General features: G+C 59.4%; 13 protein-coding genes. All 13 read right to left on the bottom strand.

Features of this window, described 5'->3' with window-relative positions; translation table 11 throughout:
* Nucleotides 1-10: 10 nt before the first annotated feature.
* The 13 genes from napH to I9187_RS17690 all read right to left on the bottom strand — a co-directional run bounded on the left by napH (nt 11) and on the right by I9187_RS17690 (nt 13,994).
* Nucleotides 11-928: a quinol dehydrogenase ferredoxin subunit NapH gene (gene napH, locus I9187_RS17630; RefSeq protein ID WP_171177200.1), complete on the bottom strand. Its 918-nt coding sequence runs from the start codon at nt 926-928 to the stop codon at nt 11-13.
* A complete protein-coding gene (gene napG / locus I9187_RS17635; protein ID WP_171177198.1) occupies nt 925-1,743 on the bottom strand; it encodes a ferredoxin-type protein NapG in 819 nt (272 codons plus the stop codon). Before napG ends, napH begins: the two co-directional genes overlap by 4 nt.
* Nucleotides 1,744-1,770: 27 nt before the next feature.
* Nucleotides 1,771-4,263: a nitrate reductase catalytic subunit NapA gene (gene napA / locus I9187_RS17640; protein ID WP_209509358.1), complete on the bottom strand. Its 2,493-nt coding sequence runs from the start codon at nt 4,261-4,263 to the stop codon at nt 1,771-1,773.
* Nucleotides 4,260-4,553 (bottom strand): chaperone NapD, encoded by a 294-nt coding sequence (locus tag I9187_RS17645; protein ID WP_171177194.1) that lies wholly within the window; start codon nt 4,551-4,553, stop codon nt 4,260-4,262. Before I9187_RS17645 ends, napA begins: the two co-directional genes overlap by 4 nt.
* The gene (napF, locus tag I9187_RS17650) at nt 4,553-5,065 is read right to left on the bottom strand and encodes a ferredoxin-type protein NapF (RefSeq protein WP_171177307.1); all 513 of its coding nucleotides are present in this window, start codon (nt 5,063-5,065) and stop codon (nt 4,553-4,555) included. The genes I9187_RS17645 and napF overlap by 1 nt, the downstream gene beginning before the upstream one ends.
* Before the next feature lie 133 nt (nt 5,066-5,198).
* Nucleotides 5,199-6,095: an FAD:protein FMN transferase gene (locus tag I9187_RS17655; protein WP_171177192.1), complete on the bottom strand. Its 897-nt coding sequence runs from the start codon at nt 6,093-6,095 to the stop codon at nt 5,199-5,201.
* On the bottom strand, nt 6,092-6,607 hold the full coding sequence (locus I9187_RS17660; RefSeq protein WP_171177189.1) for a nitrous oxide reductase accessory protein NosL: 516 nt from the start codon (nt 6,605-6,607) through the stop codon (nt 6,092-6,094). The genes I9187_RS17655 and I9187_RS17660 overlap by 4 nt, the downstream gene beginning before the upstream one ends.
* Nucleotides 6,604-7,425, bottom strand: coding sequence for an ABC transporter permease subunit (locus I9187_RS17665; RefSeq protein ID WP_171177187.1), 822 nt, complete (start codon nt 7,423-7,425; stop codon nt 6,604-6,606). The genes I9187_RS17660 and I9187_RS17665 overlap by 4 nt, the downstream gene beginning before the upstream one ends.
* A complete protein-coding gene (locus I9187_RS17670; protein WP_171177185.1) occupies nt 7,422-8,315 on the bottom strand; it encodes an ABC transporter ATP-binding protein in 894 nt (297 codons plus the stop codon). The genes I9187_RS17665 and I9187_RS17670 overlap by 4 nt, the downstream gene beginning before the upstream one ends.
* Complete coding sequence (locus I9187_RS17675; protein WP_171177183.1) at nt 8,305-9,561, bottom strand: nitrous oxide reductase family maturation protein NosD; 1,257 nt, start codon at nt 9,559-9,561, stop codon at nt 8,305-8,307. Before I9187_RS17675 ends, I9187_RS17670 begins: the two co-directional genes overlap by 11 nt.
* 3 nt (nt 9,562-9,564) lie before the next feature.
* Nucleotides 9,565-11,472: a TAT-dependent nitrous-oxide reductase gene (nosZ, locus tag I9187_RS17680; protein WP_209940282.1), complete on the bottom strand. Its 1,908-nt coding sequence runs from the start codon at nt 11,470-11,472 to the stop codon at nt 9,565-9,567.
* 15 nt (nt 11,473-11,487) lie between these two features.
* Nucleotides 11,488-13,611, bottom strand: a complete 2,124-nt coding sequence (locus I9187_RS17685; RefSeq protein WP_216599077.1) for a NosR/NirI family protein — start codon at nt 13,609-13,611, stop codon at nt 11,488-11,490.
* A 44-nt stretch (nt 13,612-13,655) separates the two neighbouring features.
* Nucleotides 13,656-13,994: a hypothetical protein gene (locus tag I9187_RS17690; protein ID WP_245223278.1), complete on the bottom strand. Its 339-nt coding sequence runs from the start codon at nt 13,992-13,994 to the stop codon at nt 13,656-13,658.
* Nucleotides 13,995-14,150: the final 156 nt, after the last annotated feature.

The raw sequence follows: 14,150 nt of genomic DNA on the forward strand, positions 1-14,150 counted from the left end.
TGGCACTCCCCTAGATAGGTCTGGCAGCGCGCGGTTCAGGCGCGGCAACTGGATCGGAAGGTTGAACGACGTGGTCGTCAAACCGGTGAGTAAAGTTAAAAACGTCGACTGCGCAGACATCGATGCAACGTCCGCAGTTTGTGCAGTCGGGTGACAGGATCAGTGGCGTGTGTCCCGACTTGCCTTTCAGCGCGGGTGAGATCACCTGATTTTCCGGACAGACCGCATAGCAATCCATGCAGTCGTCACAGGCGGCGCGATTGGTGGCGCTTACACGTAGCAGGCTTTTTGACCCGATCAGGCCATAGAACGCACCGACTGGACACAGATGACCACACCAGCCATGACGTGAGACAATCACGTCAAAGATAAAGATCGCGGCAATCATGGCCCAAACAAAACCCATGCCGAAAACCAGTCCGCGATGGAGCATGGTGATCGGATTTACCAGCTCCCACGCGATCACACCGCTCAGGCCCGACACAAGCAAGACAGTTGCCAGAACCCACAGGCGCGAACTGCGCTTGGGCTGCCAACCTTTGGGCAGATCCAGCTTGCGATGCAGCCAGTTCGCGGCATCCGTCACCGGGTTGATAGGGCAAACCCAGGAACAATAGACCCGACCGCCGATCAGCGCATAAACCGCCAAAACGATCAGCCCGCCGATCAGTGCCGTCACCTCAGGCAAATGACCCGCAACGAAGCTTTGCAACAGGATGAAAGGGTCTGTCAGGGGCAACACGCCCAGCGTCAGCGACCCCGCCAGGTTTCCTTCCACGATCCATATGCCGAACCACGGACCCAGCAGAAACAGAACCAGAAAGAACAGCTGACTTACGCGGCGCAATAACAGATAGCGATGTGCGCCGATCCAACCTTTGCTTTCGACTGCCTCGTGACCTACAGGCATATGCGTGCGGGCGCTCATTGTCCGACTCCGGGTAGTTCATATCCGGGGGCAAACCCGCCCGGAGAAACCAAGTTGTCGGTGCCAGGTCCTGGCAAACGGTCGGGCAAATCAATGATCCCTTCGACAACCGGCGCGCCCTTGGCAGCCTTTTCTTCCCAGCCTTTCCGGTAGTGTTCTGCCGAACTACCACGCGCCAGCCGCGTAGGCAGAACCTTGATGGCTGCTTCGGGTAGAACACAGCTTTTTTCGCACATGCCGCAGCCAGTGCAGCGATCGGAATGGACGGTCGGAATGAACAGCGCGTGATGACCGGATCGAGTATTATGCTCGGTCTCGAGCGTGATCGCTTCATCAATCACCGGACAAACGCGGTAACAGACATCGCAACGCAGGCCGAGGAAGTTCAGGCAGTTCTCTTGATCGACCAGCACCGCGACGCCCATTTTGGCATCGTCGATATTGTCCAACCCGGGGTCCAATGCCCCTGTTGGACATGCGGCCACACAAGGAATGTCGTCGCACATTTCGCAGGGAATATCCCGCGCGGTGAAAAACGGCGTTCCGGTTGCTACCGCATCCGATCCAAGTTCGGCCAGCTTCAGGGTGTCGTAGGGGCAATCCCGCACACACAGACCGCAGCGGATGCAGGCCGACAGAAACTCCTTTTCCGGCAATGCGCCGGGCGGGCGCAAAGCCTCGGCTGGCAGCGCGCGGGCGTCGCGGGCCAGATAGGCCAGCACCGACCCGGCGACAACGCAGCCGCCCGCCGCGCGGGCCGAGTCCTGCAGGAACCGGCGCCGTTGCGGCGAAAGGGGTGTGTCGACAAGAGGCATGGGAATTACCCGTACAATCCTTGCTGGTTACGCGCGCTCGACCTTGCAGGCGCACTTCTTGAAGTCGGTCTCTTTCGAAAGCGGGCAGGTCGCGTCCAGCGTCAGTTTGTTGGTTAACTGATGCTCGTCGAACCAGGGCATGAAGACCAAACCACGCGGCACCTTGTTCCGGCCTCGGGTCTCCACTCGGCTGGTGACTTCCCCGCGACGGGTGGACAGGACAATCTCTTGCCCGCGCCGCAAGCCGCGATCACGCGCGTCTTCTGGGTGCATGTACACCACAGCCGACGGATAAGCGCGGTGCAGTTCCGGAACCCGGCGAGTCATCGAGCCCGAGTGCCAGTGCTCCAGAACGCGGCCCGTTGACAGCCACAGATCGTACTCCTCATCGGGCACTTCGGCGGCAGGTTCGTACGGCGCAAAGATGATCTTGGCTTTACCGTCTTTGTGACCGTAGAACTTCACATCCGCGCCTTCGGGCACGTAGGGGTCATATCCTTCGCGGAAGCGATAGAGCGTTTCCTTGCCATCCACGACCGGCCAACGCATGCCGCGTGCCTGATGATACATGTCGAACGGAGCAAGGTCATGCGCATGACCACGCCCGAAATCGGCATATTCCTCGAACAAACCTTTCTGGACGTAGTAACCGAAATGCTCGGCATCGTCGTTGTCGAAGCCTTCCGCAGTTTCGGACAGCGGGAATTGGTCAACCCTGCCGTTGGCGAACAGCACGTCATACATGGTCTTGCCGCGATGTTCGGGCATCTTGGCCAGCAGCTCTTCGCCCCAGACCTCTTCGACGGTGAAGCGTTTCGAAAACTCCATCAACTGCCACAGGTCGGATTTCGCTTCGCCCGGCGCCTTGACTTGTTGACGCCAGAATTGGGTGCGGCGTTCCGCGTTGCCATATGCACCTTCCTTCTCGACCCACATCGCGGTGGGCAAGATCAGGTCGGCAGACACCGCCGTAACTGTCGGATAAGGATCAGATACGGTGATGAAGTTTTCCGGATTGCGGTAACCGGGATAGCCTTCTTCGTTGATGTTGGGCGCAGCCTGCATGTTGTTGTTGCACTGAACCCAGTAAGCGTTCAGCTCACCATCTTTCAGTTTGCGGTGCTGCAACACGGCGTGGAAGCCGGGCTTTGGCGGGATGGTGCCAGCCGGAATGTTCCAAGCGGTTTCGCAAATTTCCCTGTGCTCATCATTCGCGACGACCATGTCGGCGGGCAGGCGATGGGCAAAGGTGCCGACCTCACGCGCGGTGCCACAGGCCGAGGGCTGACCGGTCAGCGAGAAGGGCGAGTTGCCGGGTTCCGATATCTTACCCACCAGCAGGTGCACGTTGTACATCAGAGAGTTCACCCAGGACCCGCGTGTGTGCTGGTTGAAGCCCATGGTCCACAGGCTCATGACCTTGCGTGTTGGGTCTGCATATTGCTGCGCCAGTTTTTCCAGCTTATCCGCAGGGACGCCGGACAGCTCGGAAGTGTACTCCAGCGTGTAGGGTGCGACAGCCTCGGCGTATTCCTCGAAACTGATGGTTTCCAGCTTGCCCGAGTTCGGGTTCGCGGCTTCCTGCTGCAACGCATTGGTTTCACGCAGGCCATAACCGATATCGGTTGCGGTCTTAGTGATATTGACGTGGTTACGCACGAAATACTCGTTCACCGCGCCATTCTGGATGATGTAGTTGGCGATATAATTCAGGATTGCCAGGTCTGTCTGTGGTTCGAACACCATTCCGTTGTCGGCCAGTTCGAACGAGCGATGCTCGAAGGTCGACAGTACATGCACTTCGCATCCCGGTTTTGTCAGGCGCGTATCCGTCAGGCGCGACCACAGGATCGGGTGCATCTCGGCCATGTTCGAACCCCACAGCACGAAGGTATCGGCGTGTTCCAGATCGTCATAGCACCCCATCGGCTCGTCGATGCCAAAGGTACGCATGAAACCCACAACAGCCGAGGCCATGCAATGGCGTGCATTGGGGTCGATATTATTTGACCGGAAGCCTGCTTTCATCATTTTGGCCGCAGCGTAACCTTCCCAGACGGTCCATTGGCCCGAGCCGAACATGCCGACGCTGGTCGGGCCTTTCTTGGCCAGGGCCTCTTTCCATTTGGCGGCCATGACATCAAAGGCTTCATCCCAGCTGACGGGCTCAAATTCACCGTTCTTGTCGTATTCGCCGTTGGTTTTGCGCAGCAGTGGGGTGGTCAGGCGATCCTTGCCGTACATGATCTTGGACAGGAAATAGCCTTTGATGCAGTTCAGACCCCGGTTCACGGGTGCGTCGGGGTCGCCTTGTGTGGCGACAACGCGGCCATCCTTGGTGCCAACCAGAACCGAGCATCCAGTGCCGCAGAAACGGCAAGCGGCCTTGTCCCAGCGAATATCGGGCGCATCGGCCTGCGCATTGGCCTGACCGGCGGCCATCGGAATGCCAGCGGCCGAGGCCGTTGCGGCAGCGGCGGATGCCTTTAGAAAAGTACGACGGGATTCAGAAACAGTCATTGCATGGGCCTCCTGCTGGTCGGTTGGCTTTGGGCATTTGATTGCGGAGATGTCTCCGCCGGATCTTCGAAATGGTGATATGTCAGCGACAAAGAGATCACGCCGGGGATCTGGTGCAGATCCATAATGGTGTCCGAGGCCAGCTTTTCAGCGGTATCCTCGACAACCACTACAAACCGGCCATCCTCGGCTTCGGCATGAAGCTCGACGCCTTGGGTTCCAGTCATTGCCGCACGCGCGGCGTCGGTGTGATCTGGGGCGATGTGGACGAGACAGCCACAGATATTCATTAGGTCACCTCCGGGTGTTGTGGGGTGGGGCGGTGCATCGAGATGGCCCCGGCGGGGCAGGCAGCAGAGCAGCTTCCGCAACCGATACAGACTTCGGTATCAAGCGCAGGCTCCGCCCGTCCGCCCAGTTGCAGACGAAAGCGGATGGCGTCTTGCTCGCAATTGTCCTGGCATACGCGGCAGCTGACCCCGTTCATTGACAGGCAGCTTGCCGCATCAACTTGTGCACGCCACGGCCATTGGGCCACACGTTCGGGCAACAGCGCAAGTGTTGGGCACGCTTGGGCGCAGTCTCCACATAGGGTGCAACCATCTGCGGAAAAGTCGAGAGTGGGAAAACCACCGTCATCGAATGTGATGACGTTTTCGGGGCAAGCCGAGGCGCAATCCTCGCAGCGTGTGCACAGATCTGCAAAGTCCGAAACGGCCGCGCCCGGCGGGCGGATCGCATCGCGATCTTCCCTAAGTATGCGCGCGCTGAGAAAAGCGCGTCTACTCGTCATCTGGCTCATGGCTGGTGACTCGAATGTGGACATTTTTTGTTCGCGTGTTTGTTTTGATAACCGCCAAGTCGCGAATCTGACTTGATCCAAGTCATATTCGTTCAGAAATTTTATTGATCACTTTGACACTTTGGCGGCTTTCTTAGGCGTTCAATTCAATCCGGGTGCCGGGAAACCGTTGAACAATTTCCTCTGCGTGACTGTCTGGGGCGGCGCATATGGCGGTTGAAAGCCCATCTGCTAGGCTTGCGTTCGGTGCTGAAACCGAAACTGTTCTGTTGCGGCGCACTGGCCCTGCAGAGGTGAGGATATGTCCAAGCCCGTGACCTAGCTGTGTGCCCAAGGATGACGACGTAGCAACGGCGCGGTTCCGCAACGCAATGCGTTTCAACACCCTTTGATCCGGTTTGGCCAACCCAACTTTCCAAGGCGTTCCATCGCTTCGCGTGCCCAAAGCGGCGACCTCTCCCATGTTTACCAGAACATCTCGCAAGCCAAAGTCGCGTAGCAGAGCAGCGATGCGATCGGTGATGGCACCCTGCGCGATGCCGTTCAACGTCAAGGCCGATTGGCCCGGATCCGGAAGGCGCACATTAGACGCGTCAAAAGACACTTTTTCCCAACCAACCAGGCGTTGAGCCTCAATCAAGTCTTTGGGGCGAGCCCCGTTCGCCAAACCCAACCACATCGGTTGAATACTTGGATCGAACGCACCTTTCGAAGCTTGGTGCAGGGCTGTGCACAAGCTCAACACATTCAACAATTCCTGAGCCGGAGCAGTAAGTACACCGTCCCGGTTCAACCGGCTCAGCTGCGAGTCTGGGCGGTACAAGCTAAAGATGTCTTCCAGTCGGGAAATTTCCGCTTCAACAGCAGCAATGATCGGTGCGGCATCCGTGTTCGACAAACCAACCAGCCGCAAACTTGCAGCAGCACCCAACGCCGTTCCATTCCATCGCGCGTCCGAGGCCCATGCCGGGTTCGCCGCCGCGCACGCGGCTGAGATAAACAGAAATCGACGGCGGGATAGGGCGGTCATACAGGGGTCTCCAACGACAGATCAAGATCAACAGGGCCGAGCACTTCTGCATCGGGGATGTCTGGAAGGGGCATCGCCGTCCCGCCGTAAGTGTCAACAAATGTCTGAGCGTCAGTGGGATTGGCAAACGGCACCACCTCGCGCGCGCCCATGCCCCCGGCCACATTGCCGCCGACGACAAAGGTCGCGTCATTTGCGGCGATCCAGTTGGATATCCCCGGCTGGCGCCAACTTGGCGCAATTCCCATATCGCTGACATAAACGGCCGTGATTTTCGCGTCACGTTCCGGACTTTTGAGATATGCCACCATGTCCCGCACTTGCGCAAAGAACAGTGGGGCTGGGTAGCCTTCCAGGTGAATCTGTCCCTTGGGTCCGCCATGCTCGGCGATGTTCATCTGGCAGAAGAAACTCAGCGCATCTGGGGTCAGATCGACCGGATCGGGGGCTTCGGCGACCTCTTCCTTGCAAGCCGCCAGCGCGACCAGCGCGATCAGCGCGAGACGTTTCATGGTTCAACCCTCCGGAATGCAAGCCGGGCGAGGGCGAAGGCCAACACGGGCCAGATCAGCAGAGACGCAGGCGCGGCCCAGACGGGAAGGGCTTGCGCAGCCCCGGTCATGCCGGATGCCATGGCCACGCCTTCGGTCGCGGCGATGTTCCACAGTCGGAATGCGTCGGCCGGGTTGGCCACCATCACCCATGGAAAGACGGATTGGGTGAAGGTGCCGCCCTTGTCCATGACGACGGCCCCCAACAGGCCCAGATCATAGAGGACGACAAAAACCAGCCAGAGCCCGGCCGACAAACCCGCCGCCGCCGTGGCCCCCTTTGCCAGGGCAGACAGAAGGTATCCCAGCGCCAAAAACACGGCGCCCAACAGGATCGAAGTGAGGATGAGGCGCGCCAGTGCCATTAGGCTTTCGGGCCCTGCGCCGCCAAAGAACGCGGCCACCGCGCCTGCGGTGCCGAAGCCGACGGCCATGGCAAAGGCCAGCGCCGCCAGATGGGCGGTGAACTTACCCAACAGGATTTCCCCGCGACCCGCCGGGTAGGACAACAGCAGCGACAGGCTGCCCCGATCCAAGTCGCCTGCAATCGCGTCGAACGAGATCATTAGGGCCAGCAAGGGCGCAAGATAGACCGACAAGGTGGTCATCGACGCGACCGAGACGGTCAGCATGTCCACGCCCAGTGTGCCGGTTGGTGCGCTGCCCGCAAATGTAAGGGCTAAAGCGAACAGCACCATGATCAATGTCGCAACCAGCAGCCAGCGGTTGCGGCTCAGGATCAGCATTTCGGTGCGGGTGACGGCGAGGAAGCGGGTCATTTCAATTCCTCCTGTGCGTAATGGCGATAGAGGTCTTCCAGTTTCGGCGGTGTCATCTCGACATCCGCCACCGCGTCGCCCATGCCAGCGATGCGGCGCAGGGCTTCCATCTTGTCGGCTGGGCTACAGAGTAGTTCCACCGACGCGCCGTTGATGCGGCTGCCGCCCAATTCGGCGGCCAAGGCATCAGCATTGACGCTGGCGCGTACTTTCAAGCGGATCGGTAGACCGGCCAAAGCCGACAGATTGTTCAGCGTGTCGTCGGCGACCATCTGACCCTTGCGCATGATAGCGATCAGATCGGTGCGAGCCTCGACCTCGGTGAGCGCGTGGGATGCGATCAGTACGGCGGTGCCTTGCGCAGCCAGCTCGTCGATGATGGCATAAAGATCCTGCCGGGAAATCGGGTCCAAGCCGCTTGTCGGCTCATCTAACAGCGCCACTTTTGGCTGGCCCAGCAGCACCTGCGCCAGACCTAATCGCTGCCGCATGCCTTTCGAATAGGCACCAATCCGGCGGTCCAGCGCGTCGCTCAGGCCAACGCGTTCCAGAAGGCCGGGCACATCAGCTTTTGCGCCGGACAGTTTCGCAAACAGAGTCAGTTGCTCGCGTCCGGTCAGGGCAGGGTGGAACGACACTGCCTCGGGAAGGTAGGCCGTCTCGCGCCGCGCTTGCGCGCTGCCCGGGGTTGCCTCTCCGATCCGGATTGTTCCACCGTTGATCGGCGTCAGGCCGAGGATGGATTTGATCAGCGTCGACTTGCCCGCGCCGTTATGGCCCAGCAGCGCAACGCGCTGTCCAGAGGCAAGAGACAGGGTGATGTCGTCAAGGACGCGGGTTTTGCCTCGGTCCTTGAGAACATGGTCGATTGACAGGGCCTTATCCGTCATGAGGCACCTTTTTCATTGCTGGGGGTTCAGGGGCTTGCATCAGTGGATTGCTGTCCATCACACCCCCCGGCAGCAGCGCCGGGAAGGCCGATTGCGACCAGCGCACCAGCTGCACGGCAGGGGAGCCGAGCAGCAGTTTGGCTGCGGGTTGGGTCCACAGCACATGGTCCATCGAGTCATTGGGGCGATAGGGGGCATCGGCAATGCCGTTGCCGTCCACATCAAAGGCGGCGAAATCGGACCAGTAATTTCCGCGCCCGTCCTCAGACCACTCGACCCACTTGGTCGAGACGTATTTCACCTGTGTCCGGTTGCCGACAAAGGCGTTTCCAACGATGCGATTGCGCTCGCTACCAGCGGTAAAATGGATGCCGATGCCGCACCCCTGGAACCAGTTGTCGGTGAATTCGTTCTTGTTCGAGTTATACAGAAAGGTGCATTTCTCTTTCGCACCTTTCACAACGTTGCCGGTGATGACGCTCTTGTTGGCATAGTTCAGCATCACGCCATGTTCGCGGTCGCCAATCGAGACATTGTTGGCCACGGTCACATTGGTCGTAAACATCACCGCGTAGCCCAGATCGTTACCGATCGAGACATTGTCGCTGACCACTGAATTGTCCGCGTACATGTAATGCACCGCGAAACGCAGATCGCGGAACAGGTTGCTGGTAAAGGTGTTCTTCTTCGACGAGTTCACAAAGATCCCGTCGCGGCCATAGCGAATGTCGTTGTCTTCAACCCGCGCACCCGGCGCATTCCAGACATAGACGCCATTGCCGCGGTCGTTCATGCGCTGGTCTTGTCGTCCTTCGATCCGGTTGCGCCGCACGATGCTGTCTTTCGCACCGTGGATGTCGATGCCATAGAGATTACCTAGCAGGACATTATCCTCGACCACCGGTGCGAATGCCGTCTTGGTCAGCTGGATTCCGCTGTCGATCCCGTCATGGTCCGAGCCTGAGCCGATCACCGTCAGCCCGCGCACCGTCACGCCCGGCCCGGTCACGGTGATAACGCTGCCTTGGCCTTGTCCGTCGATGGTGGCCTGTCCCAGCCCGTCAAGGGTGACGGGCCGGTCCAGAACCAACGTTTCAGTATAAACACCGGGGCTCAGGCGGAGGGTGTCTCCATCCGCCGCCTGCGCCAGTATCTCGTTGATGGCCCCCGCCCGGTTGGGCACATCCCAGTCCGCCGCCCAAAGGGGCGAGCCGAGCAGGAGCGGTATGAGCAGGGACCAGCGCATTGCTTATGCGCTCCGCGGCTCAACAAACATCCGGCCGCGCATCTCCATGTGCAGCGCATGGCAGAACCACTGGCAATAATACCAGTGTACACCAGGACGGTCGGCGATGAAGGTGACAGACGCGGTGGCTTGTGGTGCCACTTCCATTGCGATACCGAAGTTCGACAGGCACAGCCCGTGGGTCACGTCATCCACGTCATCCAGGTTGGTGACATAGATGGTTACTTCATCACCCTGTTTGACTGTGAACTTCTCCATGCTGAAAACTGGCGCGGTCGAGGTCATGTAGACGCGGACCTTATTGCCGTCCCGGATGGGCTCTTCGGCACCTTCGTCCAGATCAACACCATCGGCCTCGGCCTGTTTGCGGGCATCTTCCCACATCGGATCATTTCGATCCCAGACATTGACCGGGTTCACTTTGGACCGGTGCACAAGGATCGAGTCGTGCGGTTCCGCGAAGGTCGGGCCATCATGAACTACCTTCATCTTGTCGCCCGAGATGTCGATCAACTGCTCGTTTTCAGGCTTCAGCGGACCCACGTTCAGGAAGCGGTCTTTCGAGAACTTGTTCATCGAAATCAGCCACTTGCCATCGGCTTCGGCGGTCTCACCCATCGAGGTCGAGTTGTGGCCGGGCTGATACTGCACATCCACCTTGTCGAGGATCGGATCAACGTCCGAACCACCATAGGCTTCGATGGCCTTGGCGATGTCCCATTTCACCACCTGGCTGTCCAGGAACAGGGTGGTGTAGGCGTTGCCCTTACCGTCGAACGCAGTGTGAAGCGGGCCAAGACCCAGCTGCGGTTCAGCCACGATCGCGGAACGCGGGTCAGCGTTGTCTGCAAACAGCGCGTCCACTTTTTCGACATCAATCACGGACACGGTCGGCGAAAGCTTACCGTTGATCATGATATGCTTCTTGTCGGGCGCGGCGTTCACACCATGCGGCGAGTTCGGGATCGGGATGTAACGGGTCAGGTTGCCGCCTGCCTCTTTGCGCCCGTCCACGACCTTGACGCCGTTCAACTCTTGATAGTTGCCGGCAGCAACGGCCTCTTCGATGCCTTTCAGGTTGAATACGACCACGTGGTCCAGTTCATTCTCGGTCATCTCGGCCAGATTCATGCCCATTTCCGAGTTATATGAGGTGGAGAAGGCGTATTTGCCCTGATAGTCGCAGTCGGTGTTGTCGAGGTTACCAGAGACCATCACCTGCCACGCGATCTCCATCGTATCACCATCGATGGCGGTGAAGATGTTCACGTATTGCGACGGATCGTCGAGAATCTGGCCGTCGTTGACCAGCGGTGCCTCGTGTTCGCCATTGGCAAAGACATAGCCGGTGCGTGGATATTTCTGCGGACGCAGGCCGTGAATATCGTGTGCGTTCGGGATCTCGATGATCTTGTCGCATTTCATCACGTCGCAGCGTACGCGAGCCACACGGGTGTTGGCCTTGTCGTTCATGAACAGGTAACGACCATCATAGGTGCCATCGGTGAAAGACATGTGTGGGTGGTGCAGGTCCCCGTTGTGATAGGTGACCTTGCCGTTCGCGGCTAGGAACTCTTTGGTTTCGGGCAGCAGGCCTTCGGTCAGAATTTTCAGCGACTCATTGGTCTGACCCCAGCCGGTGGCCGAACAGCGATTGAATACTGGCACCCGCATCAGCTCACGCATCGAGGGCACGCCCAGAATGCGCAGCTCACCGGTCTGGCCCGAGGACCAGAAGCCATAGTACTCGTCCAACTCGCCGGGCTCCAGATGAGCATTAGCGGCGGCGCTGGCCTCTTTGGCGGTCATCAGGGTGCTGCCCAGACCGGTCCCGGCCAGCACGGCGCCAGTTGCAGATGCACCCAGCAGCCCGCGGCGTGTGACGTTTAGTTTCTTGTCATGTTCCGACATGATCGTTCCTCCTTTTTAGGAAACGGATTGCGGTTTGGCGTTCGGATGGTTCGCCGGTGGTTGCCCGAGGGGGGTATTAGGTGTGACCGACCCTGTCTTGGCCCGCCGTTTCAACTGGCGGATAACGACGGGACATTTGTCCTCGGACTGGTAGAGCACCTGACAATGCAGGCAGGTGACGCACTCGTTCGGATTGATCTCGCCTGTGGGGTGGATCGCCTGAACGGGGCATTCGTTGGCGCAGGTCTGACAGGGGCTGCCGCAATCCTTGTAACGGCGCAGCCAGTCGAACATGCGGATACGGGCTGGGATCGCGAGCGCCCCGCCCAGCGGGCAGAGGTAGCGGCAGTAGAACCGTTCGATGAACAGCCCGATCCCCAGCAGAGCCAGCGCAAAGACCACAAATGGCCAGTCGCGCATGAATTTCAGAATGATCGCGGTCTTGAACGGTTCGATCTCGGCATAGGTTTCTGCCAGCGGGATTGACACAAAGCTTAGGCCAAAGAGGCCAAGGAAGATCATGTATTTCGCAGGCCAGAGCCGTTCGTTCAGACCCCAGGGCAAAGTCCATTGCGGCACCTTGAACGCCCGCGCGATCTTGTTGGTCAGTTCCTGCAGCGCGCCGAACGGGCACAGCCAGCCGCAATAGGCCCCGCGCCCCCAAAACAGCAGCGCTGCGGCCACGGCGAACCATTGGATGAACACCAGTGGATCCAGCAGGAAGGCATCCCAGCTGAAACCGGTGCGCAGGCTGCCTGCCAGCGCCATCAGGTTCACCACGCTCAGCTGCGCATTGGCGTACCAGCCGATGAAGAACAGAGTCATGGTCAGGTATCCGATGCGGAACCAGTAGAAGACACGCGCGTCCATGGTGGCATGGAACTGGAAGAAGAACGTCGCTGTTAGCACCAACAGCATCACACCCAGAACCGCGATCTCGACAGTACGGTCCTTCCAGATGCGCTGCCATAGTGCGGCTTTGGCGGCGGCTTCACCGGTGGCGTCATCGACCACCACGGGCGCGGCGACCGGCAGCAGGTACTGTTCCGGCAGCTTGTAACCCAGATCGAAGGTTAAGAATGTCTTTTCGACAGCACCAATCGCGCGTTGCACCAGCAGTTGCAAACGGAACGGTTCAGCCGGATCAAACTCGGCATCGGCGGGGATTTTGAAGATGTCGAGTTCGGTAAAGCTGGGTGCATCCGGCGCGGCAACCTTGCCCAAACGGCGCTGTTGTTTGTCAAAAAAGCGCACCGAGCTGTCGCCTTGGATCAGCTGAATCCGGTCAAAGATGCCACCCCGCACATAGCCCGATCCCTTGAAACTGTAAGCCCCGCGTCCCAGCACCAGAATGGCTTGCTCGCCCTCATCCAGCCAGTTCAACAGGTTATGATATTCGGCCTCGCCCAGCAGCGACTTGCCGATCGACGGAACCGAGACAAGCGCCATATGCATGTCGATGAAGGTGTCATCCGGTTCGCCTGGTTCCGGGCGTTTGATGGCCCGTTGATCGCCAGTGGCCTCGAACGCCGCGTTGACCTGCCCGATATCCAGCGTCAGCCGCCGGACCGAGCCGTCGCCCGACAGGGTGGTCCAGTCGTAAACCGCATCCTGCGCCAGATCGACCTCGCGCTTCGGTCCATCGGCCTGCAGCGGAGACAACCCACCCAGCCCCAGCGCCCGCGCCACCTTGATGCCGCCGCGCACAAGGCTGTCGTCGATGACCATGATCGTGACCGTCGCGCCCGAGATGATGTCGAGGTCATGCCCCTCGCCACCGGTTTCGGCCTCGACCCTAAGGTCCAGACCGGCATAGCCTTCGGTCAGCTCGACCATGCGGGAATTGGGGATCCCGATCAGAACGATGGGTTCCGAATGCTTGACCAGTTGCACGCCAGTCAGCACCGCATCCTCATCGATACCGGCGACCACATGGATGGGTTTGCCGGAATACCCTGTCGTGCCCACAAAGTCAGACGTCAAGAATGCCCAGGCGACAGTTTCGCCATCCTTCAGGACAGGCGCTACCGGAACGTCGTCACGTACCGGGCCAAAGGAATCGGCACCGGGGGCCAGATCGGCGGGTTCAATCTCGGGCAGGAAACTGGCCAGACTGTCGGCATGGGCGCTGATCGCCATCAGGCAGGACAGGGAGAAAGCCAGCAGGAAATGGATTGCGCGACTTACGACCACGGCGCACCTCCGAATATTTGGGTGGACGCCATGGACGCGCGCAGGGCGCGTTCAGATTCTTCTTGGGTCGTAAACGGGGGCCCTCGGGTTTCGGGCCACAGTCGTTTCGAGTTATGGTAATTACACGGATCACCAATCCCAGGGAGTACAATTTGCTGGGCGCGGTCCGCGACCAGCAGCGGAGTGTCTGGCACAGGTCCGGCTGTTGTTACCGCGCATAGCGCACAGTCGGCGCATTTCGGGCAGGGCGCGGTTGGATCGGTGTTTTCCTCTTCAAGGTCCACCTCAACCCAAACCGCGCCTGCCTCCGAGCAGATCTCTACCCACATGCTTTGTCCGGGACTCGCCAGCACAGGACCAAGCATTTGCAACAACAGAAGAAGGGCGCCCGCCACTCCACAGACCGCACGCAAGACGCGGTCAGGGAGGATGTGGAGAAAGTGATAGGCGGACATGGAGAATCCAACTCGGAAGTCTTTCCTGAA

The sequence above is a fragment of the Ruegeria sp. HKCCE4148 genome (assembly GCF_017872495.1).
In the GTDB taxonomy this organism is placed as follows: Bacteria; Pseudomonadota; Alphaproteobacteria; order Rhodobacterales; family Rhodobacteraceae; genus Ruegeria.

Bases quoted from the DNA above. Each gene is read 5' to 3' on its own strand.
- napG (WP_171177198.1), bottom strand. From the start codon at position 1,743: ATGCCTCTTGTCGACACACCCCTTTCGCCGCAACGGCGCCGGTTCCTG.
- nosZ (WP_209940282.1), bottom strand. From the start codon at position 11,472: ATGTCGGAACATGACAAGAAACTAAACGTCACACGCCGCGGGCTGCTG.
- napH (WP_171177200.1), bottom strand. From the start codon at position 928: ATGAGCGCCCGCACGCATATGCCTGTAGGTCACGAGGCAGTCGAAAGC.
- I9187_RS17660 (WP_171177189.1), bottom strand. From the start codon at position 6,607: ATGAAACGTCTCGCGCTGATCGCGCTGGTCGCGCTGGCGGCTTGCAAG.
- I9187_RS17645 (WP_171177194.1), bottom strand. From the start codon at position 4,553: ATGAATATCTGTGGCTGTCTCGTCCACATCGCCCCAGATCACACCGAC.
- I9187_RS17655 (WP_171177192.1), bottom strand. From the start codon at position 6,095: ATGACCGCCCTATCCCGCCGTCGATTTCTGTTTATCTCAGCCGCGTGC.
- I9187_RS17690 (WP_245223278.1), bottom strand. From the start codon at position 13,994: ATGTGGGTAGAGATCTGCTCGGAGGCAGGCGCGGTTTGGGTTGAGGTG.
- napA (WP_209509358.1), bottom strand. From the start codon at position 4,263: ATGACTGTTTCTGAATCCCGTCGTACTTTTCTAAAGGCATCCGCCGCT.
- I9187_RS17670 (WP_171177185.1), bottom strand. From the start codon at position 8,315: ATGACGGATAAGGCCCTGTCAATCGACCATGTTCTCAAGGACCGAGGC.
- I9187_RS17675 (WP_171177183.1), bottom strand. From the start codon at position 9,561: ATGCGCTGGTCCCTGCTCATACCGCTCCTGCTCGGCTCGCCCCTTTGG.
- I9187_RS17685 (WP_216599077.1), bottom strand. From the start codon at position 13,611: ATGGCGATCAGCGCCCATGCCGACAGTCTGGCCAGTTTCCTGCCCGAG.
- napF (WP_171177307.1), bottom strand. From the start codon at position 5,065: ATGAGCCAGATGACGAGTAGACGCGCTTTTCTCAGCGCGCGCATACTT.
- I9187_RS17665 (WP_171177187.1), bottom strand. From the start codon at position 7,425: ATGACCCGCTTCCTCGCCGTCACCCGCACCGAAATGCTGATCCTGAGC.